General features: G+C 61.2%; 22 protein-coding genes. 12 read left to right on the top strand and 10 right to left on the bottom strand.

Features of this window, described 5'->3' with window-relative positions; translation table 11 throughout:
* Positions 1-65: 65 nt before the first annotated feature.
* From LCU97_RS09985 to LCU97_RS09995, 3 genes are all read left to right on the top strand, one after another.
* Entirely contained in the window at positions 66-1,055 is a 990-nt protein-coding gene (locus LCU97_RS09985) for a 2-hydroxyacid dehydrogenase (RefSeq protein WP_232776278.1), read from the top strand.
* Positions 1,056-1,239: 184 nt separating this feature from the next.
* Positions 1,240-1,674 (top strand): hypothetical protein, encoded by a 435-nt coding sequence (locus LCU97_RS09990; protein ID WP_053147320.1) that lies wholly within the window; start codon positions 1,240-1,242, stop codon positions 1,672-1,674.
* The gene (locus LCU97_RS09995) at positions 1,674-2,078 is read left to right on the top strand and encodes an META domain-containing protein (RefSeq protein ID WP_232776280.1); all 405 of its coding nucleotides are present in this window, start codon (positions 1,674-1,676) and stop codon (positions 2,076-2,078) included. The genes LCU97_RS09990 and LCU97_RS09995 overlap by 1 nt, the downstream gene beginning before the upstream one ends.
* A 78-nt stretch (positions 2,079-2,156) precedes the next feature.
* Here LCU97_RS09995 and LCU97_RS10000 read toward each other — a convergent pair whose 3' ends face one another.
* Positions 2,157-2,624: a TlpA disulfide reductase family protein gene (locus LCU97_RS10000; protein WP_232776281.1), complete on the bottom strand. Its 468-nt coding sequence runs from the start codon at positions 2,622-2,624 to the stop codon at positions 2,157-2,159.
* Between the two features lie 127 nt (positions 2,625-2,751).
* Here LCU97_RS10000 and arsC point away from each other — a divergent pair, with 127 nt between their 5' ends.
* The 3 genes from arsC to LCU97_RS10015 are packed head-to-tail and all read left to right on the top strand — an operon-like array spanning position 2,752 to position 4,125.
* Positions 2,752-3,105 (top strand): arsenate reductase (glutaredoxin), encoded by a 354-nt coding sequence (gene arsC / locus LCU97_RS10005; RefSeq protein ID WP_232776282.1) that lies wholly within the window; start codon positions 2,752-2,754, stop codon positions 3,103-3,105.
* On the top strand, positions 3,102-3,707 hold the full coding sequence (wrbA, locus tag LCU97_RS10010) for an NAD(P)H:quinone oxidoreductase (protein WP_053147312.1): 606 nt from the start codon (positions 3,102-3,104) through the stop codon (positions 3,705-3,707). The genes arsC and wrbA overlap by 4 nt, the downstream gene beginning before the upstream one ends.
* Positions 3,700-4,125 (top strand): DUF2069 domain-containing protein, encoded by a 426-nt coding sequence (locus LCU97_RS10015; protein ID WP_232776283.1) that lies wholly within the window; start codon positions 3,700-3,702, stop codon positions 4,123-4,125. The genes wrbA and LCU97_RS10015 overlap by 8 nt, the downstream gene beginning before the upstream one ends.
* A 98-nt stretch (positions 4,126-4,223) precedes the next feature.
* Here LCU97_RS10015 and LCU97_RS10020 read toward each other — a convergent pair whose 3' ends face one another.
* Together LCU97_RS10020 and ttcA are read right to left on the bottom strand one after the other, a co-directional pair.
* The gene (locus LCU97_RS10020; protein WP_053147308.1) at positions 4,224-4,898 is read right to left on the bottom strand and encodes a DNA-3-methyladenine glycosylase I; all 675 of its coding nucleotides are present in this window, start codon (positions 4,896-4,898) and stop codon (positions 4,224-4,226) included.
* 67 nt (positions 4,899-4,965) lie between these two features.
* A complete protein-coding gene (gene ttcA / locus LCU97_RS10025) occupies positions 4,966-5,790 on the bottom strand; it encodes a tRNA 2-thiocytidine(32) synthetase TtcA (protein WP_232776284.1) in 825 nt (274 codons plus the stop codon).
* Between the two features lie 297 nt (positions 5,791-6,087).
* On the opposite strand from ttcA, the gene LCU97_RS10030 reads away from it, so the two are divergent.
* The gene (locus LCU97_RS10030) at positions 6,088-6,690 is read left to right on the top strand and encodes a Yip1 family protein (RefSeq protein WP_039591896.1); all 603 of its coding nucleotides are present in this window, start codon (positions 6,088-6,090) and stop codon (positions 6,688-6,690) included.
* A gap of 156 nt (positions 6,691-6,846) precedes the next feature.
* Positions 6,847-7,341 (top strand): SprT family zinc-dependent metalloprotease, encoded by a 495-nt coding sequence (locus LCU97_RS10035; protein ID WP_053147304.1) that lies wholly within the window; start codon positions 6,847-6,849, stop codon positions 7,339-7,341.
* A gap of 121 nt (positions 7,342-7,462) precedes the next feature.
* Here the strand turns inward: LCU97_RS10035 and LCU97_RS10040 are convergent, their stop codons facing one another.
* Positions 7,463-8,638 (bottom strand): CaiB/BaiF CoA transferase family protein, encoded by a 1,176-nt coding sequence (locus tag LCU97_RS10040; protein ID WP_232776285.1) that lies wholly within the window; start codon positions 8,636-8,638, stop codon positions 7,463-7,465.
* Positions 8,639-8,916: 278 nt separating this feature from the next.
* Positions 8,917-10,269 (bottom strand): dicarboxylate/amino acid:cation symporter, encoded by a 1,353-nt coding sequence (locus tag LCU97_RS10045; protein ID WP_053147300.1) that lies wholly within the window; start codon positions 10,267-10,269, stop codon positions 8,917-8,919.
* 334 nt (positions 10,270-10,603) lie between these two features.
* Between LCU97_RS10045 and LCU97_RS10050 the strand changes: the two genes are divergently transcribed.
* Positions 10,604-11,602 (top strand): AraC family transcriptional regulator, encoded by a 999-nt coding sequence (locus LCU97_RS10050; RefSeq protein WP_053147298.1) that lies wholly within the window; start codon positions 10,604-10,606, stop codon positions 11,600-11,602.
* A 45-nt stretch (positions 11,603-11,647) separates the two neighbouring features.
* Here the strand turns inward: LCU97_RS10050 and LCU97_RS10055 are convergent, their stop codons facing one another.
* From LCU97_RS10055 to LCU97_RS10065, 3 genes are all read right to left on the bottom strand, one after another.
* Complete coding sequence (locus tag LCU97_RS10055) at positions 11,648-12,994, bottom strand: ATP-binding protein (protein WP_232776286.1); 1,347 nt, start codon at positions 12,992-12,994, stop codon at positions 11,648-11,650.
* Positions 12,991-13,668 (bottom strand): response regulator, encoded by a 678-nt coding sequence (locus tag LCU97_RS10060; protein WP_232776287.1) that lies wholly within the window; start codon positions 13,666-13,668, stop codon positions 12,991-12,993. The genes LCU97_RS10055 and LCU97_RS10060 overlap by 4 nt, the downstream gene beginning before the upstream one ends.
* 90 nt (positions 13,669-13,758) lie before the next feature.
* Positions 13,759-14,358 (bottom strand): outer membrane beta-barrel protein, encoded by a 600-nt coding sequence (locus LCU97_RS10065; protein WP_053147292.1) that lies wholly within the window; start codon positions 14,356-14,358, stop codon positions 13,759-13,761.
* Between the two features lie 156 nt (positions 14,359-14,514).
* Here LCU97_RS10065 and LCU97_RS10070 point away from each other — a divergent pair, with 156 nt between their 5' ends.
* Positions 14,515-15,306: a dienelactone hydrolase family protein gene (locus LCU97_RS10070; RefSeq protein WP_232776289.1), complete on the top strand. Its 792-nt coding sequence runs from the start codon at positions 14,515-14,517 to the stop codon at positions 15,304-15,306.
* A 106-nt stretch (positions 15,307-15,412) separates the two neighbouring features.
* Positions 15,413-16,138, top strand: coding sequence for a 4'-phosphopantetheinyl transferase family protein (locus LCU97_RS10075; protein ID WP_218186697.1), 726 nt, complete (start codon positions 15,413-15,415; stop codon positions 16,136-16,138).
* A gap of 49 nt (positions 16,139-16,187) precedes the next feature.
* Here LCU97_RS10075 and LCU97_RS10080 read toward each other — a convergent pair whose 3' ends face one another.
* Positions 16,188-17,798, bottom strand: coding sequence for an ATP-binding protein (locus LCU97_RS10080; RefSeq protein WP_232776291.1), 1,611 nt, complete (start codon positions 17,796-17,798; stop codon positions 16,188-16,190).
* Complete coding sequence (locus LCU97_RS10085) at positions 17,795-18,517, bottom strand: response regulator transcription factor (protein WP_053147283.1); 723 nt, start codon at positions 18,515-18,517, stop codon at positions 17,795-17,797. Before LCU97_RS10085 ends, LCU97_RS10080 begins: the two co-directional genes overlap by 4 nt.
* A gap of 756 nt (positions 18,518-19,273) precedes the next feature.
* Between LCU97_RS10085 and LCU97_RS10090 the strand changes: the two genes are divergently transcribed.
* Complete coding sequence (locus LCU97_RS10090) at positions 19,274-22,165, top strand: ribonucleoside-diphosphate reductase subunit alpha (RefSeq protein WP_053147281.1); 2,892 nt, start codon at positions 19,274-19,276, stop codon at positions 22,163-22,165.
* The last annotated feature ends 253 nt before the right edge of the window (positions 22,166-22,418 follow it).

The following is a 22,418-nucleotide window of genomic DNA, read 5'->3' on the forward strand; positions in this document are numbered from 1 at the left end:
CCAGGGCAATAATCATCGGGACGATTGCGCTTAAGCTGATGCCATTCCAGCACCAGGAGGCCGCCATGCGGGTGATTTTTTTCAGCAGCCAGACCTACGACCGCGTCAGCTTCACCAACGCCCCGCTACCGGCGGGCATTGAATTGCAGTTCCAGCCGGCGCGCCTGAACCTGGACACCGTGGTCCTGGCCGAACGCCATGAAGTGGTGTGTGCGTTCATCAACGATGACCTCAGCGCCCCGGTACTGGAACGGCTGGCAGACGGCGGCACCCGGCTGATCGCTCTGCGCTCGGCCGGTTATAACCATGTCGACCTGCTTGCCGCCAAACGTCTGGGGTTGAGCGTCGTCCGGGTGCCCGCCTACTCGCCCCATGCCGTGGCCGAACATGCGGTGGCCTTGATCCTGACGCTCAATCGCTGCCTGCACCGCGCCTACAACCGCACCCGAGACGGCAACTTCAGCCTTCATGGCCTGACCGGATTCGATCTGGTGGGCAAGACAGTCGGCGTCGTCGGCACCGGACAGATCGGCGCGACCTTCGCACGGATCATGACCGGGTTCGGCTGTCAGTTGCTGGCTTACGATCCTTATCCCAACCCTGAGGTGGAAGCCTTGGGCGCACGCTACCTGCCCCTGGCCGACCTGGTGGCGCGAGCGCAGATCATCAGCCTGCACTGTCCCCTGAACGAGCAGAGCCGACATCTGATAAACGCCCGGTCGCTGGCAGCCATGCAGCGCGGTGCCATGCTGATCAATACGGGGCGCGGCGGTCTGGTGGACACTCCGGCCTTGATCGACGCCCTGAAAAGCGGTCAGTTGGGCTACCTGGGGCTGGACGTCTACGAGGAAGAAGCCCAGCTGTTTTTCGAGGATCGCTCCGACCTGCCCCTGCAGGACGACGTACTGGCACGGCTACTGACCTTCCCTAATGTGGTCATCACCGCCCACCAGGCGTTTCTGACCCGCGAAGCCCTGGCTGCCATCGCCACGACCACCCTGGACAATATCGCTGCCTGGGCGGCCGGCACGCCGCGGAACCTGGTAGACAGCTGACTTGCTATCCAGCCCCTGTGAGCGAGCCTGCCCGCGATAGCAATTATTCAGATCACACAAAAGTCACGGATCTACCGACATCGCGAGCAGACTCTCTCCCCCAGTGGATTTCGTCGCCTGGACGGCATCCGGCCCTTCCCCAACCTTGGCGCGTGCTAGCATATCGCGCCAATCTGGAGGACCCATGGCCGAACACGATTTCCGCTACACCTTGATGAACCCCCACCACACCTTGACCGAAGTCCGCGCCCTGGCGCCGGGCCGCTACCAGGTGACCGGCAACGGCGGTTCGATCCAGACCAACGACGTGCTGCTCGTCACGCTCAAGGGCAGCAAAGACTTGTCCATGCGTCTGACCGTCGACAGCGTACGCCACCTGCTCAAGCCGATGGGGCAATGGACCGCCGTGACCACCGGCCCCGTGTTCGGCGAACTGGCGATCCATACCTGGCAGGTCAATTGCGACCGGTGCGCCAGGGAGCTGAAATTTGAGTTCGCCGTCGACGCCAAGCTTGGCAGCAAGGCTCAGAAGCCTGCTGCCAATGCGCGCATCGCCGAGCTGGGCTGGGCCACGGTGGGTGAAAAACACATCTGCCCCGATTGCCAGGATGCCGCTTGATGAAATGCTTGACCCTGTCCGCGTTGATCGGCATGAGCCTGATGGGCTGCGCCGCTGAACCTGTGCAGTTGCAACAGAACCGCAGCTATATTCTGGAATGGATTGGCGAACGACCGTTGATGGATTACAGCCACCTGACCATTACGCTGGGCGAAGACGGCCGGGCCTATGGCAACGCAGGCTGCAATCATTGGTTCGCGCCGTATACCCTGGAAGGCCACCGCTTGAACTTCGGCAAGATCGGCAGCACCCGCAAGCTCTGCGGGCCGGCCGTGATGGAACAGGAAACACGCTTTTTGCAGGCGCTGGAAAAGGTCGAACGCTGGGACGTTTCGCCCATCGAGCAGATGCGTTTCTGGCCCGCCCAGGGTAAACCGTTGCGGTGGTGGCTGGAGGAAGGCTGAGCCTGCGTGAATAAAGCTGTGGGAGCACTGTTGCCATGGGAGCAAGCCTTGCTCCCCCAACCTTGCTCCCCCATCCTGCTATTTGAGCGCCTGCAACGCCTCTAGCTTGGCCATCACCCCCGCCGCTGTCTGCTCCCCCAACAACTGCTCACGCATCTTGCCCTGGTTATCGATGATGTAGGTCACCGGCAGTCCTTCGCTGCGGGGCAGGTCGAATATTTCGGCCGGGTCCCGCGCCAGCACGGTAAAACGAATGCCCATTTTTTCGCTGACGCTCTTGAGCTCTTGGCCCTGCACCTGATCGAAGTTGACGCCGAACACACCGACATTGCGTCCTTTGAGTTGTTCGGCCAAGGCGTTGAATTCAGGGATCTCGGTGCGACAAGGCGCGCACCACTCGGCCCAGTAGTTGATCACCAGCCACTGCTTGTCCAGCCGTTGCGAGGCGACAGCCTGGCCGTTCTGATCCACCCCATAATCATTGCCACAACCGGTGAGCATCAAAATCCCCATGCATACCAGTGCCGCCGTCAATCGCCTTGCCATGTGCCTGTCCTTGTATTGAATGTGAACGCCTGCGCGGCCCATCACTTGCAAACGCACCCGTGCGGGGTGCCTGGGGCGTCGCGGCACAGTAGAATAGCCGCCACCTTACGCAAGATGCGACCCACTCATGACCGACCTGACGCTTTATCACAACCCGCGCTGCTCGAAATCCCGTGGTGCGTTGGAACTGCTGGAGGCCCGAGGCCTGACATCCACCGTGGTCCATTACCTGGACACCCCGCTCGACACCGCGCAATTGGAGCGCCTGCTGGGCAAGCTCGGTATCCCCGCCCGACAACTGCTGCGCACCGGCGAAGAACAATACAAAGCCTTGAACCTGGCCGACGCCAACCTCACCGAGGCCCAGTTGATCGCCGCCATGGCCGCTCACCCGAAACTCATCGAACGGCCCATTCTCGAAGCGGGTGACAAGGCTGTGATCGGACGTCCACCGGAGAAGATTCTGGAGATCCTGCCGTGAGCGCACCGTACATCCTGGTGTTGTATTACAGCCGCGGTGGCGCCACCAATGAAATGGCTCGGCAGATTGCCCGCGGCGTCGAACAGGCCGGGCTGGAGGCCAGGCTGCGTACGGTGCCAGCCGTCTCCACTGAGTGCGAAGCGGTGTCCGCGGACATTCCCGAGCAAGGCCCGCTGTATGCCACTCTCGATGATCTGAAGAACTGCGCCGGCCTGGCCCTGGGCAGCCCGACCCGCTTCGGCAACATGGCCGCGCCGCTCAAGTATTTCCTCGATGGCACCAGCAACCTGTGGCTGACCGGCGCATTGGTCGGCAAGCCGGCTGGCGTGTTCACCTCCACCGCAAGCCTGCACGGAGGCCAGGAAACCACCCTGTTGTCGATGATGCTGCCGCTGCTGCACCACGGCATGCTGATCACCGGCCTGCCCTATAGCGAATCGGCCTTGATCGACACCCAGGGCGGCGGCACGCCGTACGGACCGAGCCATCACGCCGGGGCCGACGGTAAAAGCGGCTTGAACGAACACGAAGTGACGCTGTGCCGGGCCCTGGGTCTGCGCCTGGCGAAAACCGCACAAGCGTTGGAGAACGGTCGTGGCTAAGAAGCCGAAAGTGCTGCCGCCCATCCACTGGCTGGAGCCTCGGGTGCGCATCGCCCGTGTCATGAGCCTGCTGTGCTTTTCCGGCCTGGTGGGGTTGCTGTGCGTCTATTACCTGCTGATCGCCGACCTGCACGGCGCAAGGCCCTGGGTGATCCTGTTGATCGAGCTGGTGCCGCTGTTGATCCTGGCGCCTGGGATGATCATCGGCAGTGCCCGTGGGCATTCCTGGATGTGCTTCGTGGTGAACCTGTACTTCATCAAGGGCGCTCTGGCCGCTTATGACCCGAACCGCCAATGGTTCGGCGTGCTGGAAATGGCGGCAAGCGTGGCGGTGTTCTGCTCGGCCCTGTTGTATGTGCGGTGGCGGTTTCAGTTGAACCGCAGGCTTGCTGGCGAAGGTGAGATTTCCTGCGCCTGATAGACCGCTTTCGCGAGCAAGCCCGCTCCCACATTGGAATGTGGCGTTCACAGATCCGGTGTGGGAGCGGGCTTGCTCGCGAAGAAGACGACGCGGTACTAGTGGTTCACGGTATAAGCCAGCATCATCGAAATCTGCGACATCGGCCTTCCACCACTCTCTTCATGCCAACGGTTGAAAGCGTCCTGCACGGTCGCCAGGTCTCGCAGGCTGGTGGGGACTTTGTCAATGATGTCCTGGGCATTGAGCGCGGCCACCACGTCATAGCTGGGCACGAAGGTGTCCTTGCCCATCATCCGTAAAAAGCGCGGCGCCGAGAGGCCACCCAGTTGATGACCTTTCTTCTTCAGATAGGTCCACAGGCCGACGATATCGGTCACCGGCCAATCGGCAATCAACGCACCGAAGCTGCCCTTTTCGTGGGCCACGTCCAAGATCAACTGCGCGTTGCGCGGCACGCTCTTGAGCTTGCCCAGGTGCCGGATGATCCGCGGGTCCTGCATCAGCCGCTCCAGATGCTCCGCGCTCATCAACACGACTTTTTCCGGGTCGAACTTGAAGAACACCTCTTCGAACGCCGGCCACTTGGCGTCCACCAGGCTGTGCTTGAGCCCGGCGCGGAACACCCGTAGCGCCATGGTCGAGAGGTAGCGGTCATCGCCGATCTTGCGCAGTTGTGCCGGCGTCTTGGGAACCGGCAGGTGGGCTTCCAGTTCAGCCGCCGAACCGAAGCGGTTCAGACAATACTCGTGCAGCCACTTGTAATCGCGCATGCCCTCTCCTGGGGTCGGAAATGAAAACGGCGCCCGCGAGCGCCGTGAATACAGGGGTGTGCCCTCGTCAGAGGTTCACCACGTTGACGAACCGCGGCGTGGCGCTTTCGTCGATACGAAGGTTGGCGAAGTCAAACAGGTTGCGGTCCGCCAGTTGCGACGGAACCACGTTCTGCAAGCCACGGAAAATACTCTCGGTCCGGCCCGGGGTCTTGCGTTCCCACTCCTGGAGCATTTCCTTGACCACCTGGCGCTGCAGGTTCTCCTGTGAGCCACACAGGTTGCAGGGAATGATCGGGAACTGCTTGAAGTCCGAATAGGCCTGGATGTCTTTCTCGCTGCAGTAGGCCAGCGGACGAATCACCACGTTGCGCCCATCGTCGGCACGCAGCTTGGGCGGCATGGCTTTGAGCGTGCCGTTATAGAACATGTTCAGGAAGAAAGTCTCGACGATGTCGTCGCGATGATGCCCCAGGGCCATCTTGGTCGCGCCGATCTCATCCGCGAAGGTATAGAGCGTACCGCGACGCAAGCGGGAGCACAGTGAACAGGTGGTCTTGCCTTCCGGGATCAACTCCTTGACCACCGAATAGGTGTCTTTCTCGACAATATGGTATTCCACGCCCAATGATTCGAGATAAGCCGGCAGTACGTGTTCGGGGAAGCCGGGCTGCTTCTGGTCCATGTTCACCGCAACGATGTCGAACTTGATCGGCGCAACCTTCTGCAGATGCATCAGCACGTCGAGCATGGTGTAGCTGTCCTTGCCACCGGACAGGCAGACCATGACCTTGTCGCCGTCTTCGATCATGTTGAAATCGGCGACTGCCTCACCGGCCTGGCGGCGCAGGCGCTTTTGCAGTTTGTTCTGGTTGACCGTAAGAGTGCCCATGACGCGAAATCCGTGAGGTGTGACGAAAGGCCGGCATTTTACGCAAAAACGCGCAATGTGGCACCGTCCACTCGCCACAGGCACTTTGCATGACCCTCGCAGTGTGCACAGACCCATCGGCGATTAACGCTCTGTTGCACAGCGCGATTTGCTCTAAGCCCCCCATCCCCCTCGGGTCGAGTCCTTTCTATACTGCGACATAAGGTCGCACACACTTACAGACCTTAACTTACTTGGCCAGTTGGCCCGTAGGCGCTCCGTTGGGGGGCGATGGCAATAACAAAGGAGTGACTGACTATGATCCATCACGTCGTGGGGCTCTTTACCCACCCTGATCAAGAATGGAAAGAAATCCGTGGCGATCAGGAGGAAAGCATCAGCCACATGTACCTCACCCATACGCTGATCCTGGCGGCCATCCCCGCCGTATCGGCGTTTATCGGCACCACGCAGGTGGGATGGGTCATCGGCAATCGCCCACCGGTGATGCTCACCCAGGAAAGCGCGCTGTGGATGACCATCATGTCGTACCTTGCCATGCTGGGTGGCGTAGCGGTGATGGGGGCATTCATTCACTGGATGGCCCGTACCTATGATGCCAATCCGAGCCTGGCCCGTTGCGTCGCGTTCGCCACTTACACCGCGACACCGCTATTCATCGGTGGCTTGGCAGCGCTCTACCCGCACATGTGGCTGGGGATGATCGTCGGCACGGCGGCCATCTGCTACACGGTCTATCTGCTGTATGTAGGCTTGCCCACGTTCATGAACATTCCTCAGGACGAAGGGTTCCTGTTTTCCAGTTCGGTGCTCGCCGTCGGCCTGGTGGTGCTGGTCGCCATCATGGCATTCACGGTGATCGTCTGGGGGCTGGGCGTCGGCCCGGTCTACACCAACTGACACCAAGACTCGCCTATAAAAACAGGATCTGCCAATACAGGCCGCCGCAAGGCGGCCTTCCTGTGTGTGCAACGGCCGAAACGACCACTGGGCGCCCAGGCGATTCGCAACGGCCGGCGCTTGCGGCATACTCGGGATTCTGGAGACCCGTAAAGCATGCTCGAGCAACTCAATACCCGCGTCGAAGAGTGTTACCAACAAGCCGAATCCTTTTTCAAACGTCCTTTCAAACGCCCCGTGGTCAGCTTCAAGTTGCGCGGTCAGAAAGCCGGTGTCGCGCATTTGCATGAAAACCTGCTGCGCTTCAACCCGCAGCTGTACCGCGAAAACGCCGAAGACTTCCTCAAGCAGACCGTCGCCCACGAAGTCGCCCACCTGATCGCCCATCAGTTATTTGGCGAACGTATCCAGCCCCATGGCGAGGAATGGCAACTGATCATGCGCGGGGTGTACGAACTGCCGCCCAACCGTTGCCACACCTACGAAGTCAAACGCCGCAGCGTGACTCGTTACATCTACAAATGCCCCTGCGACGCCAACGACTTTCCGTTCTCGGCCCAACGCCACAGCCTGGTCCGCCAGGGGCGACGGTACTTGTGCCGCAGCTGTCGGGGGACGTTGGTATTCAGTGGGGAGACGCGGGTGGAATAGCTTGTTTTTTTGGGGGCTGGGCCGGCCCCATCGCGAGCAGGCTCGCTCCCACCGGGGATTTCTGAACGCCATAGATCCAGTGTGAGGGCGAGTCTGTTCGCGATGACGCCCTGAAAAAACACTACAAAATCACCTTGTCACCGCGCAATCGAGCAATCCTCTCAACACTAAACCCCAACTCCCCCAACACCTGATCCGTATGCGCTCCCAGCTCCACGCCTATGTGCCGGGGTTCGGGCAGCCCCTCCGAGAACTTCAACGGACAGGCCATCTGCGCCTGGCTCGAACCATCGCCTCGGGGCACTTGGGTGACCACTTCCCTGGCCCGCAACTGCGGATGCGCAAGGGCCTCCTCCAGGCTCAGCACCGGTTCGACGCAGGCATCGACTGCGGCGAACAACTCACACAGCTCGGCGAAATCGCGTTTTTCGAACTCGGCTTGCAATCCCTGTTTGAGCAGATATTGCTGCGCGGGATCGAGCCCATGGACCGCCAGTTCCGACCGTCCAAGTGCCTCGCACAGCGCCTGCATAAAGGCTGGCTCCAGGCTGCCCACTGACATCCAGCGGCCATCCCGGGTCCGGTAATAGTCGTAGAAGCTGCCGCCGTTGAGCATCTGGTTTTCCCGGGCCGGCAACACATCGCAGGCCAGGTAACCGGCGCCGGCCAGCGCGTTCAGGCTGAAGGCACAATCGGCCATGCTCACATCCAGGTGCTGGCCCTGCCCGCTGTGTTGCCGCGCGATCACCGCCGCCAACAGCCCGATGACCCCGTGCAGCGAACCACCGGCAATGTCTGCCGCCTGGATGCTCAACGGCAGCGGGCCGCTGTCGGCACGCCCCGTGTAGCTGGAAAGCCCCGTCAGGGCGAGGTAATTGATGTCGTGTCCGGCACGCTCCCGGTAGGGACCGGTCTGGCCGTAGCCGGTAATCGACACGTAGATCAGCCGCGGATTGATTGCTTTCAGGGCCTCATACCCCAGGCCCAGCCGCTCCATCACACCGGGGCGAAACTGTTCCAGGAGAATGTCGTGCTCGCCGAGCAGCCGCTTGATGATTTCCAGTGCCGCCGGCTGCTTGAGGTCCAGCGCCAGGCTGCGCTTGTTGCGGTTGAGGTAGGCATGACTGGCGGAGACGCCCTGATCATGGGGCGGCATTATCCGTAAGAGATCCGGACGGGTCGGCGACTCGATACGCAACACCTCGGCGCCCATGTCCGCCAACAACAAGGAGGCGAATGGGCCGGGCAACAGCGTCGAGAAGTCGAGCACCTTGAGCGATGCCAATGGGCCTTGCATGGACGATCTCCGCTGGATGATCAGCAAAGACTAGGCAGGGGTGGGCGATGGGGCAATTACCGCAAATGTCGCCGGGAATGACCATTGCGCTCAGGCAAGTAAAGGCTCGGTAGCGAGAAGTGACGGTGGGAGCAAGGCTTGCCCGCGATGAAGTTGATGCGGTCTCATTCAGAATCGCAGCGCCTGTATCGCGAGCAAGCTTTGCTCCCACAGCGCGGGGAAGATCGATCGCCAATAAAAAACCCGCCGAAGCGGGTTTTTTCATTGCAGCTTGAAGATTACTTCACAACGCCTGGAGCCGAGGATTCAGCCGCCGCGATCTGCGCCGCCGCGATCTGCTCATCATCTTCACGTACATCGGAGATGCCGCGGCCACCGGAAGCCAGTTCGGCGTGCAGCTGGTCTTCGTCCAGCTCCTTGACCCACTTGGCAACCACGACGGTGGCGACTGCGTTGCCCACCAGGTTGGTCAAAGCGCGGGCTTCGGACATGAAGCGGTCGATACCCAGGATCAGCGCCAGACCGGCTACTGGCAGATGGCCTACCGCCGACAGGGTAGCCGCCAGCACGATGAAGCCACTGCCGGTCACGCCCGCAGCACCTTTGGACGACAGCAGCAGCACCAGCAGCAGGGTGATCTGGTGAGTGAGGTCCATCTGGGTGTCGGTGGCCTGGGCAATGAACACCGCCGCCATGGTCAGGTAGATCGAGGTACCGTCGAGGTTGAACGAGTAGCCGGTCGGAATCACCAGACCTACGACCGACTTCTTGGCACCCAGACGCTCCATCTTGATCAGCATGCGAGGCAGTGCCGATTCCGACGAGGAAGTGCCCAGCACGATCAGCAGCTCTTCACGGATGTAGCGCACCAGCTTGATGATGCTGAAACCATGGGCGCGGCAAATGGCACCCAGCACCACCAGTACGAACACGATGCAGGTGATGTAGAAGCAGATCATCAGCTGACCCAGCTGCACCAGCGAACCGACACCGTAGGCACCGATGGTGAACGCCATGGCACCGAAAGCACCGATGGGAGCCAGTTTCATGATCATGTTGATGATGATGAACATCACGTGGGCGAAGCGATCGATGAAGTCCAGCACCGGCTTGCCGTAGGCGCCCAGGCGATGCAGGGCAAAACCGAAGAGTACCGAGAACATCAGCACTTGCAGGATGTCACCGTTGGCAAACGCGCCGACGATGGTGTTCGGGATCACGTTGAGGATGAAAGCAACGATGCTCTGATCTTTACCGGCCGAGATGAAACCGGCGATCTTGCTGGTGTCCAGAGTCGTTACATCGATGTGCATGCCATTACCCGGTTGCACAACGTTGACCACGACCAGACCGATCAACAGGGCGATGGTGGAGACGATTTCGAAGTACAGCAACGCGTAGCCGCCGGTCTTGCCGACCGACTTCATGTTCTGCATGCCGCCGATACCGCTGACGACCGTACAGAAGATGATGGGGGCGATGACCATTTTGATCAGTTTGATGAACCCGTCACCGAACGGCTTGAGGGCCACACCGGTCTGTGGGTAGAAGTGGCCGAGCAAAATACCGATGGCAATGGCTACGATCACCTGGAAATACAGGGATTTGTACAGTGGCTGACGAGTCGTCATGGCAAACCTTCCTCAAGCGTCCCGTGTGACGACATCCACCTGTCATCAACGAAACCTCACCTTTGCGAACCCTCCTGCACTGGAGGGATTTGTTTTTGGCGGCTGCACGCAGCAGACCTACGTACTGCATCGCAAAGCCCGTGCCATTTTTGCGAAAACCCCTACAGCCTGCATGGCAGACGGGTTCCATAAATATTCAAAAGATAAACAGCCCTTCACAAGATGGCGGATTTCCGCCTCACGCTCCGTTCGCATCCCGGAATTTGGCGGATATCCGCCTTGTCGAGCCGGGGCGCCCTGCTACCATCGGTCGCCTAACACACGGATGGATGCCATGCGCCAACGCACGATCGCCAGCCATTTCGCCCGCGCAGCACTGGGCGGCGCCCGTCGACAAGGGTTCGACTATTTACCCGTCCTGCAACAGTCCGGCATCAGCCTCGAACTGCTGGATGAGCCGCGGGCACGCATTGCGCCAGAGCAGTTCGCCCGCCTGCTGCAGGCGCTCTGGCTGGCTATGGACGATGAATACCTGGGCTTCGGCAAGGCCCGCAGCAAACCCGGGACTTTTGCCATGATGTGCCATGCGCTGATCCACTGCCGCAACCTGGCCAGTGCCTTGCAGCGCGGCCTGTTGTTCTACAGTCTGTTCCCCGACGGGCCGGACCTGGCGCTGGTGAACGAAGGGGAACGCGTGCGCCTTGTGCTGGACGAGTCGACGCTGTGGGACCCGGATCATTTCCTCACCGAAAGCCTGCTGGTGACCTGGCATCGCCTGGGCAGTTGGCTGATCGGTCAGCGGATCGGCCTGGAACAAGCGACCTTCGGCTATCCCAAGCCCGCCCATGGGGCCGAGTACGATTTGCTGTTCCCCTGCCCACTGGTGTTCGGGGCCCCACACACCAGCCTGTTGTTTCACAGCCGTTACCTGGACATGCCGCTGCTCCAGGACGAAAGAACCCTCAAACGCTTTCTGGAACGCTCTCCCGCCGACCTGCTGTCCCGCCCCGACGACGGGCACAGCCTGAGCAGCCAATTGCGCCGCCTGCTCAGCCGCGACACCCTTCGCTGGCCGGACCTGGACACTGTCGCCCATCATCTGCACATCAGTCCCCAGACGCTGCGACGGCATCTGCGGGAGGAAGGTACCAGCTTCCAGGAACTCAAGGATCAGCTGCGGCGGGATATCGCCATCTACCATTTAGGGCGGGCGGATCTGTCCTTGCAGCAGATTGCCGAGCAACTGGGGTTCTCCGAACCATCGGCGTTTCATCGGGCGTTCAAGAAATGGACGGGGGTGACGCCGGGGGCCTATCGGGAGCAGGAAAATTAAACAGGGCCGCCCTCCTGCGGCGTCTGTACCCAGCGGAACATCCGATCATGCCATCGGAAAATGAATCCGGAACGCCGCCCCGCCCAGTTCCGAATCTCCCAGGGTCAATGTAGCGCCATAGCTCTCGATAATGTCCTTGACCACCGCCAGACCGATCCCCTGCCCGGGATGCTGGCGATCCAGCCGCTCGCCACGTTGCAGGATCCGCGCGCGTTGATCCGGCGGTACGCCCGGCCCGTCATCCTCGACGCACAGTTCGATGCCGCCCTGGATCTGGTGCACGCTGACTCGTATTTCCCCCAGGCACAGCCGATAGGCGTTTTCCAACAGGTTGCCCAGCATCTCCAGCAAGGCCCCCTGCTCAATCGGCACATGACATTGCTCCGGCAAGTCGAAGACAACGTTGACCCGCTTATCGCGATAAACCTTGTCCAAGGTGTCGCAAAGGCTCTGCAGCACTGGACGCAAGCGCACCTGATGGCGCACCAGCCCGCTCTTGCGCAAGCTGGCACGTTGCAACTGGTAACCGATCTGCTGGCTCATGCGCTCGATCTGGGTCTGAAGCACCCAAGCCTGCCCACGCTCCTCGGGGCGCCGGGCCATGTCCTCGCTGACGCCCTGCAGCACCGCCAGTGGCGTCTTCAGGCTGTGGGCCAAGTCATCGAGGGAGTCACGATAACGACTGCGCTGCTCGCGTTCGCTGTGCAACAAGCGGTTGAGAGAGCCGGTCAGGCGCAGCAGTTCCCGAGGGTGTTCGGTACTGAGGCTTTCCCGGGCCCCGCTTTCGATTTCATCCAGCTCCTGGCTCAAGCGTCGCAAGGCCCGAAGGCCCCAGGTCAGGCCGATCCACAATAGCGCCAGCAATACCAGCAATGCGGCACCGAAGCCCAGGTAAAGATTGTCCCGCAACCCCTGCAGGGTGATTTCGTAGTCACGAACCGGTTGCAGGGTAACGATACTGAATGCCGCGTTCTGGCCACCGAGCAGCTTGATCTCGACGTCATAGACGAAAAACTCCTGGCCATCGTTTTCGCGGATGCGCGCGAACTGATTGCCCTGGCCGTCGTAGCGCGGGGTGTAGTTGATGTTTTCTTCCCGGGTGGCCTTCGACCGCCAGACCAGCCGCCCATCGCGGTCATAGATGTAGCCCAGCAGGCGCGCATCGGCGAGGTTGAAGCGCTCGTCCGGCAGTTGCTCGGGCATCTTCAATCGATTGTTTTCCACCCGGGCGGCAGAAATCAGCGTGGTCACGTCCGACGCCAGACGTTGCTCGATGGACTCTTGCAAGGCCAGGCTGAACGCGCCTTGCATGGCCGGCAGCAACGCCAGCATGAACAGCACCGCCAGAGTCATGGCGGCCAGCATCAAGCGCAGCCGAAGCGAACGAATCACTGGCAGCGCTCGTTGAATAGGTAGCCCAGACCGCGCACGGTGTCGATTGGCTTGAATCCAGCCGGCGCTTCCAGCTTGCGCCGCAGGCGCCCTACCAGCACTTCGATGACATTGGGATCGCGCTCGTCGTCATCGGGATAAAGCTGCTCCATCAAGCGGTCCTTGGCCACCACCTGCTGGTGATGGCGCATCAGGTATTCCAGGATGCGGTATTCATAGGCCGTCAAGGCCAGCGGCTCCTCGCCCAGTGACGCCTGCTTGCGATTGAGGTCGAGCAACAGCGGGCCGGCGGTGATGGTCGACTGGGTAAAACCACTGGAGCGACGCAACAGCGCGTTCAATCGCGCCTCCAGTTCCTCGAACTGAAACGGCTTGACCACGTAGTCATCGGCCCCGGCGGCCAGGCCTTCGACCTTGTCCTGCCAGTTGCCGCGAGCCGTGAGGATCAGGATCGGGAATGCCTTGTCCTGGGCGCGCAGCCGGCGGATCAGCTCCAGCCCACTGATGCCCGGCAGCCCAAGGTCGATCACCGCCAGGTCATGATTGAATTCACGGACCTGATACAAGGCCTCCTCGGCGTTGACCACGGCCTGCACTACGTGGCCGCTGTCGTTCAGTCGGGTCCGCAGGTGGTGACGCAACAACGCTTCGTCTTCGACGACCAGTAATTTCATGGAGCCTCTCCCCAGGCAGATTCAAACGGCACTGCGCACCTCAACGAAGGCGCCGGATCGTGTTCGACCGATCCGGCATCCATCACCCGCTCAGAACATATAGCTGGCGGACAGGTACGTCTGGGCGCTGCTGGTCAGGTCCAGCGAGCCCACCTTGTCGCCACCGTGCGGGCTCATCTCGGTGCTGGCATTACTACGCAGGTAACGGTAACCCAATTCCACCGCCGTGTTTTTCGATACCTGTTGCAGGACGCCCGCCTGCAAGCCTACTGCGTAGCCAATGTCGCTGTCGCGGCTGAAACCGGGAGAATCCTGGGTCAGCTTGGTCAGGCCCGCCGTACCGCCGCCGAACAGCTTGGTACTGCCGGTGACCGGGTAGAACACATCGTAGCTGCCCAGCAGGTTTTCCTGGCGCAATTTGATGCCGTTGTGGGTGCCCGAGACATTGTCATAGGTGGCGTAGTAACGACCCTGGTCGTTCTGCTTGCCCAGGCGCAGGCCATAGGTGGTGTCCTTGCCGATCACGCCGTCGGCGTTCGGATTGTTCAGGGCCTGGTCCAGGGCACTGGACTTCTTGACCTTGTCGCTGGTCTGGCCGAGGGTCAGGCTGGCGAAGTTATCGTCGGCATGGGCCATGGCGCTGGCGCCCAGAACGGTGAAAGCCAACAGCAGTTTTTTCATCCGGATCATGTTCAGGTTCCTCTGCAACGTGGTGTGTGGTGAAGTCGAAGCCACGTTAACCAACGGTCCCTGAACACCCCTTGAACGTTCTCTGAACCAGTGCTGAACGAATCGGCTAGAGTGTCCACTCTCAGTCGTGCAAACCACTTTTCATGGAGATCCGTCATGCGCAGGTTATTTGCTGTCTTACTTCTGGCTTTCAGCGGGGCGAGCCACGCCGCCATCCAGACCCAGGAGATTCCCTACACCAGTGCCGACGGCACGAAGCTGATCGGTTACTACGCTTACGATGACGCCATCAAGGGCCCGCGCCCAGGGGTGGTGGTAGTGCACGAATGGTGGGGGCTGAACGACTACGCCAAGCGCCGGGCTCGCGATCTGGCAGGCCTGGGCTACAGCGCCCTGGCCATCGACATGTATGGCGAAGGCAAGAACACCGAGCATCCCAAGGACGCCATGGCCTTCATGCAAGCGGCGCTCAAGGACGCCAAGGCGACCAGCGCGCGATTCCAGGCCGGGCTCGACCTGCTCAAGAAACAGCCCCAGACCGATCCGGACAAACTCGCCGCCATCGGCTATTGCTTCGGTGGCAAGGTGGTGCTGGATGCAGCGCGCCAGGGCGTGCCACTGGCCGGCGTGGTGAGTTTCCATGGCGCGCTGGTGACCAATACTCCGGCCAGCCCCGGCAGCGTCAAGGCCAAGGTGCTGGTCGAACATGGCGCACTGGACAGCATGGTCACCGAAGACAACGTCACCGCCTTCAAGACCGAAATGGACAAGGCCGGCGCCGACTACAAGTTCGTCAGCCTGGAAGGCGCCAAGCACGGTTTCAGCAATCCGGATGCCGACCGCCTGAGCCACGGTGGACATGGTGGGCCGGACATTGGCTATAACAAGGCGGCCGATGACAAGTCCTGGGCGGATATGCAGGCGTTCTTCAAGAAAATCTTTGGCTGAGGTTGTAACCTGCCCCCTGTGGGAGCAAGCCTTGCTCCCACAGCCACAAACCTGTACCGGATTTGCCCTCTACCCAGCGTCAGGCCAACCCGGCAAAATGCCCGGCATGAACCGACTCCCCGCCCTTCCCGCCTGCTGCTCGCCTCTGGATGAACATTGGCTGCTGCCCGACGTCCTGCCTCATACGATTCTGCTCAGTACCTGCTTTGATCCATTGTTGCTGACCGCGGATGACTTCCTGCGCAGTGCCATCGAACCACCCGCGAGTATCCAGCGTTCGGTCGCCAAGCGGCAGGCCGAATTCCTCGCCGGACGGATCTGCGCCCGGGCCGCCCTGCACCGGCTGGACGGTCAGGGTTGCGTACCGGCCATCGGCGAAGACCGCGCCCCGGTGTGGCCAGCCCACATCAGCGGCTCGATCACCCACAGCACCGGGCGGGCCGCCGCCATTGTCGCGCACAAGGATCACTGGCGAGGGCTGGGAATGGACCTGGAAAACCTGCTCGACCCGGAACGGGCCGAGCGTCTGGCGGGTGAAATCCTCACACCGGCGGAATTGCTGCGCATGGCCACTACCCGACAGGATGACCGGGCGCTGCTGGTCACCTTGACCTTTTCAGTGAAGGAAAGCCTGTTCAAGGCGCTGTATCCGATCGTCGGCCAGCGTTTCTACTTCGAACATGCCGAGGTACTGGAATGGAGCCACGATGGTCAGGTGCGGCTGCGGTTGCTGACCGATCTATCGAGCGAGTGGCGCCACGGCAGTGAACTGCAGGGGCAGTTCGGGGTGAAGGATGGACAATTGTTGAGTCTGGTGGGGGTCAGGGCCTGAGTCTTGTAGTGCTCTTTAGTGCCTCATCGCGAGCAGGCAACTACATGACTCAAGACCGGTCCTGATGCCTCGGCCAACTCAAGCTGAAACAGGCCCCCCCCAGGCTTTTGCTCTTGCCGACCAACGCCCGGCCGTCATGCCAGTGGATGATCCGTCGCACGATCGACAGCCCCAGTCCATGACCGCCCGAAGCACGGGCACGGCTATCGTCCAGCCGCAGGAAGGGCTTGAATACCCGCTCCCATGCTGCCTCCGGCACGCCAGGCCCATCGTCCTCGACGTCCACTCGACAACGCAACTGCCCCACCTGATAACTCACCGTCACTCGTGACCGGGCGTGGCGCATGGCGTTGCTCACCAGGTTCTGCAAGGCGCGATGCAAAAAGCGCGGCTCTGCCTCGACCCAGGCATCGTCGCAATCGGCGGCCGAAAGACAGAGACCGCGTTCCACCGTGATGCCCGGCCTGAGCGGGCCCAGCTCCTCGATCACTTGATTGACCAGCGCATCGAGGTCCACTCGCTGGAAATTCAGCGCCGGGGAGCCCTGCTCCAGCCGTGCATAGGTCAGCATTTCGTCCACCAACCGATCCAGGTCCTCGATGTCGTGGTCCATCCCCGCCAGGTATTTTTCACGAGCCTGGGCGGTGGTGGCGCTGCCGATCATTTCCAGGCCGAAGCGCAGGCGCGCCACCGGTGTGCGCAGCTCATGGGACACCGCACGCACCAGCTCGCGCTGGATCGCCAGCAATTGTTGCAGGTGCTCGGCCATGCCGTTGAACGCCGCGGCCAATCGCCCAACCGAGTCGGCGCCACGGGTCGGTACGCGGGTTTCCAGACTGCCCTGGGCGATCTGGGTGGCAGCCGACTCCAGACCCCGCAGGCGCCGCTCCAGCTGGCGCACCAACAGGTAAACGATCAAACCGATCAGGCTCAACCCCAGCACCGCGATCAATACCAGCCATTGCGGCGGATAAGGGTTCATCTGGTACAGCGGGCCGATCTCCAGCACCCACGGCGTACCGACCAGGCCGGCGAACACCCGGATCGAATCGCCGTCCTTGCCCAGGGCCATCACGGTATCGCCCTCGGAAACGCGGCGTCGCTGGTCTTCGTCCATGTCCACCTGGTCGACGGTCATCAGTCGAAGGTCGAAACCAAAGCCCTTGTCCTGCTTGAGCTGGGCAAGCCGTGCGGGTTGTTCGGACACGGGGTAGCGCACCAGTTCGTCGGCCAGCAGATAAATAGTGGCACGGGCCAACTGTTCGCTGATCTGCCGGACCTCGCCCATCAGCATCAATTTCTCGCCGTCGCTGACTAGTCGATAGACCTTCGCCGCGTGAGGGCCGGTCTGCTCCACCAACGCCTGCCCGCGCAATACGCGGGTGCGCTGGCCAAGGTCCAGATCGGTCTGGGCGAACGTGCGCAACGCCAGGGGAATCCCCAGCAGTCGCTCCCACAACAACAGCGCACGGCGGCGTTCGGTATCGTTCATTGGCCGCAGGTTATCGGCCATCAGGGAAAACGTGCCGTGGGCCAGGCGTTCGCGATACTGCTCGCCACGGGTCTGGTTGAGCAGATGCAGCGCCAGCACACCGAGGACTGCCACCAGCACCAGTGCAGCGCACATGCCGCCATAGATGCGCAGAAAGATCGAATTCACGGCGTCGGGTCTACGCAAGCTTCGGGAACGAACAGGTAGCCTTTGCTGCGAATGGTCTTGATCAACCGTGGATGGTCCGGGTCATCGCCGATCTTGGGACGAATGCGGGAGATCCGAACGTCGATGGAACGGTCCTGGCCGTCATAGCCGATGCCGCGCAAGGCAGTGAAGATTTCCTCTCGGGACAGGATGCGTCCGGCATTGGAAACCAGTAGCCACAACAGATCGAACTCGGCGCTGGTCAGTTCGATGCCGCTGCCCTGCAACCAGGCCTCGCGCAAGGCGTTGTCCACCACCAACGGGCCAAATTGCAGGCGCCGTGGCTTTTGCGGGTTGGGCTCGGCTGGCTCGCTGCGCCGCAACAAAGCCTGGATGCGCGCCAGCAATACCCGAGGACGCACCGGTTTGCAGACATAATCGTCCGCTCCCAGATCCAGACCCTGGATCTGATCGGTGTCATCGGTGCGGGCCGTGAGCATCAGAATCGGCCCGTCGTACTGCTCGCGCACCTTGCGGCAGATGCTCAGACCGTCTTCGCCGGGCAGCATCAGGTCGAGGATCACCAGGTCCGGCTGCTCGGCGATGATCCGCTGGGCCGCCACCGCACCGTCGCCTTCAAGGGCGACACGCAGCCCGTTGCTTTCCAGATAGTCACGGGTCAGCTCGGCCAGACGCTGGTCATCCTCGACGATCAATACCTGCCAGGCTTCTTGTTCCACTGGGGGCCTCTTAAGGTCAGTATCTGATAAGGAAAGACGCAGTGCTCCCACATTAGGTTGGGTGCTGCCTCACCTCTTTCTGTCATGTTAAAAGAGGATAAGCATGCCAACGCACGGGCCGATTGTATAAACGGCGCGTGCCTGGAAAACAAGCGGACAAATGCGTTCGGTCGAGCAGGATTTGTGTGGTAATGTCCGCGCCCGCAAAAATCGACAGGCCTGTTTTCAGGGCCTCGAAAACGATGAAAAAAAGCCCGCTCCAGCAAGGTCGCGGCCTACAGCGCAGTTCCCGGTTTCGCACACAAATTACGCACAGGCTTATCCACAGGTAGTACGTTGCATTCCTCCCCCAAAACGCATTATCTTGTAGCCCGCTGCGAAAAAACCCCTACATGTAGGGGTTTAAGCCAAAAACCAAACACAAGTCGGACAGAGAATTCAAGCGCTTTTCGTGCCTCTTTCCACTTGAAACATCGTGTTTCCCCAAGACCAGACCGCCCCCTGCGGATGGCCACTGTTTCAACGGTCGAAACGACCGAAACGGTACGGGTGTTGCAGTCCATTACTGCCACCCCCTGCAACCCGGTTTCGAGCCCAGGCTCGCAACCCAGAACTTCGGATGGAAGCGGCCCCTGGGCCCTGCTTCCTACTGTCCCGAAGTTGTTATGCCCGACATCAGTCGGTTGTAGTGCTTCAGGACGGAACGGTGGGCACCGTAAAGGTGCCCAAACAAACATAGAGAACGTGGAGACACCCATGCACACCGACACAACTCGCGAGAACCCGCAGGGCACCGCGCCGCTGGCCGCCGATTCGACCCCGGATCTGGCCGCCACCGCGCCCGGCCAACTGCGTGTGATCAAGCGTAACGGCACTGTCGTTCCTTACACCGATGACAAGATCACCGTCGCCATCACCAAAGCGTTTCTTGCAGTTGAGGGCGGCACCGCTGCCGCCTCGTCGCGCATCCACGACACCGTGGCCCGCCTGACCGAACAGGTCACCGCGACCTTCAAGCGTCGCATGCCGTCGGGCGGCACCATCCACATCGAAGAAATCCAGGACCAGGTCGAACTGGCCCTGATGCGTGCCGGCGAGCAGAAAGTGGCCCGCGACTACGTGATCTATCGTGATTCCCGCGCCAAGGAGCGTGCCACCCGCGCCCCGGCCGACGCACCGGTACAGGCTCACCCATCGATCCGCATCGCCCGCGCCGACGGCAGCCTGGCGCCGCTGGACATGGGTCGCCTGAACACCATCGTCACCGAGGCCTGCGAGGGCCTGGAAGAAGTCGACGGCGAGCTGATCCAGCGCGAAACCCTGAAGAACCTCTATGACGGCGTCGCACTGAAAGACGTCAACACCGCTCTGGTGATGACCGCGCGGACCCTGGTGGAACGCGAGCCGAACTACTCCTTCGTGACCGCCCGCTTGCTGATGGACACCCTGCGTGCCGAAGGCCTGGGCTTCCTGGGTGTCGCCGAGAGCGCGACCCACCACGAAATGGCCGACCTGTACGCCAAGGCCCTGCCGGCCTACGTCGCCAAGGGTATCGAATACGAATTGCTGAACCCGGTCCTGGCGTCCTTCGACCTGGAAAAACTCGGCAAGGCCATCGATCACGAGCGCGACCAGCAGTTCACCTACCTGGGCCTGCAGACCCTGTACGACCGTTACTTCATTCACAAGGACGGCGTGCGCTTCGAACTGCCGCAGATCTTCTTCATGCGCGTAGCCATGGGCCTGGCCATCGAAGAGAAGCAGAAAGAAGACCGAGCCATCGAGTTCTACAACCTGCTGTCGTCCTTCGACTACATGGCGTCGACCCCGACCCTGTTCAACGCCGGTACCCTGCGTCCACAGTTGTCGAGCTGCTACCTGACCACCGTTCCGGACGACTTGTCGGGCATCTACGGCGCCATCCACGACAACGCCATGCTGTCGAAATTCGCTGGCGGCCTGGGCAACGACTGGACCCCGGTTCGCGCATTGGGCTCGTACATCAAGGGCACCAACGGCAAGTCCCAGGGCGTCGTGCCATTCCTCAAGGTGGTCAACGACACCGCCGTGGCGGTCAACCAGGGCGGCAAGCGCAAGGGCGCGGTCTGTGCCTACCTGGAAACCTGGCACATGGACATCGAAGAGTTCATCGAGCTGCGCAAGAACACCGGTGACGATCGTCGTCGTACCCACGACATGAACACCGCCAACTGGATCCCGGACCTGTTCATGAAGCGCGTCTTCGACGACGGCAAGTGGACCCTGTTCTCGCCATCCGAAGTGCCGGACCTGCACGACCTGACCGGCAAGGCCTTCGAAGAGCGCTACGAGTATTACGAAGCCCTGACCGAGTACAACAAGATCAAGTTGTTCAAGGTCGTCCAGGCCAAGGACCTGTGGCGCAAAATGCTCTCGATGCTGTTCGAGACCGGCCACCCATGGCTGACCTTCAAGGACCCGTGCAACCTGCGCAGCCCGCAGCAGCACGTAGGCGTGGTTCACAGCTCGAACCTGTGCACCGAGATCACCCTGAACACCAACAAGGACGAGATCGCGGTCTGCAACCTGGGCTCGATCAACCTGCCGAACCACATCGTCGACGGCAAGCTGGACACCGCCAAGCTGCAACGCACCGTGAACACCGCCGTGCGCATGCTCGACAACGTGATCGACATCAACTACTACTCGGTGCCACAGGCGAAGAACTCCAACTTCAAGCACCGTCCGGTCGGCCTGGGCATCATGGGCTTCCAGGACGCGCTGTACCTGCAGCACATCCCGTACGGTTCCGACGCTGCCGTCGAGTTCGCCGACAAGTCCATGGAAGCGGTCAGCTACTACGCGATCCAGGCTTCCTGCGACCTGGCCGACGAGCGCGGTGCCTACGAGACGTTCCAGGGCTCGCTGTGGTCCAAGGGCATCCTGCCACTGGATTCGCAACAGATCCTGATCGAGTCCCGTGGCGAGAAATACATCGACGTCGACCTGACCGAAAGCCTGGACTGGGCCCCGGTTCGTGCCCGCGTACAGAAAGGCATCCGCAACTCCAACATCATGGCCATCGCACCGACCGCCACCATCGCCAACATTACCGGCGTGTCGCAGTCGATCGAACCGACCTACCAGAACCTCTATGTGAAATCGAACCTGTCGGGCGAGTTCACCGTGATCAACCCGTACCTGGTCCGCGACCTCAAGGCCCGCGGCCTGTGGGACTCGGTCATGATCAACGACCTGAAGTACTACGACGGTTCGGTGCAACAGATCGAACGCATCCCGCAGGAGCTCAAGGAGCTCTATGCCACCGCGTTCGAAGTGGAGGCCCGTTGGATCGTCGACGCCGCCAGCCGTCGCCAGAAGTGGATCGACCAGGCTCAGTCGCTGAACCTGTACATCGCCGGCGCTTCGGGCAAGAAGCTGGACGTGACTTACCGCATGGCCTGGTACCGTGGTCTGAAGACCACCTACTACCTCCGCGCCCTGGCCGCCACCAGCACCGAGAAGTCCACCATCAACACCGGCAAGCTGAACGCGGTTTCCGCTGGCGGCAACCACGGTGACGACTCGGTCCTGGCCGCTCCGGCAGGACCTGCGCCAGTGCCAAAGGCCTGCGCCATCGACGAGCCGGATTGCGAAGCTTGCCAATAAGCTGAGCGGGTGGGCGCTGATAGGCGCCTGGTGAAAAGAAGCCCCCGATAGACTGCTGGTTTATCGGGGGTTTTCTTTTGCCTGGAGAAAGTTGGCGCCTGTGCTGGCCTCATCGCGGGCAAGCCTTGCTCCCACAGGGTCTCGGGATGGTCATGGATCCTGCTCTCGTCCTCAATCCTCTGTGGGAGCAAGGCTTGCCCGCGATGAGGCCGCAACTGACAGCACAAAAACACGCCCATGAAAAAGCCCCTCT

The organism is Pseudomonas uvaldensis (genome assembly GCF_021271205.1).
GTDB classification, from domain to species: domain Bacteria; phylum Pseudomonadota; class Gammaproteobacteria; order Pseudomonadales; family Pseudomonadaceae; genus Aquipseudomonas; species Aquipseudomonas uvaldensis.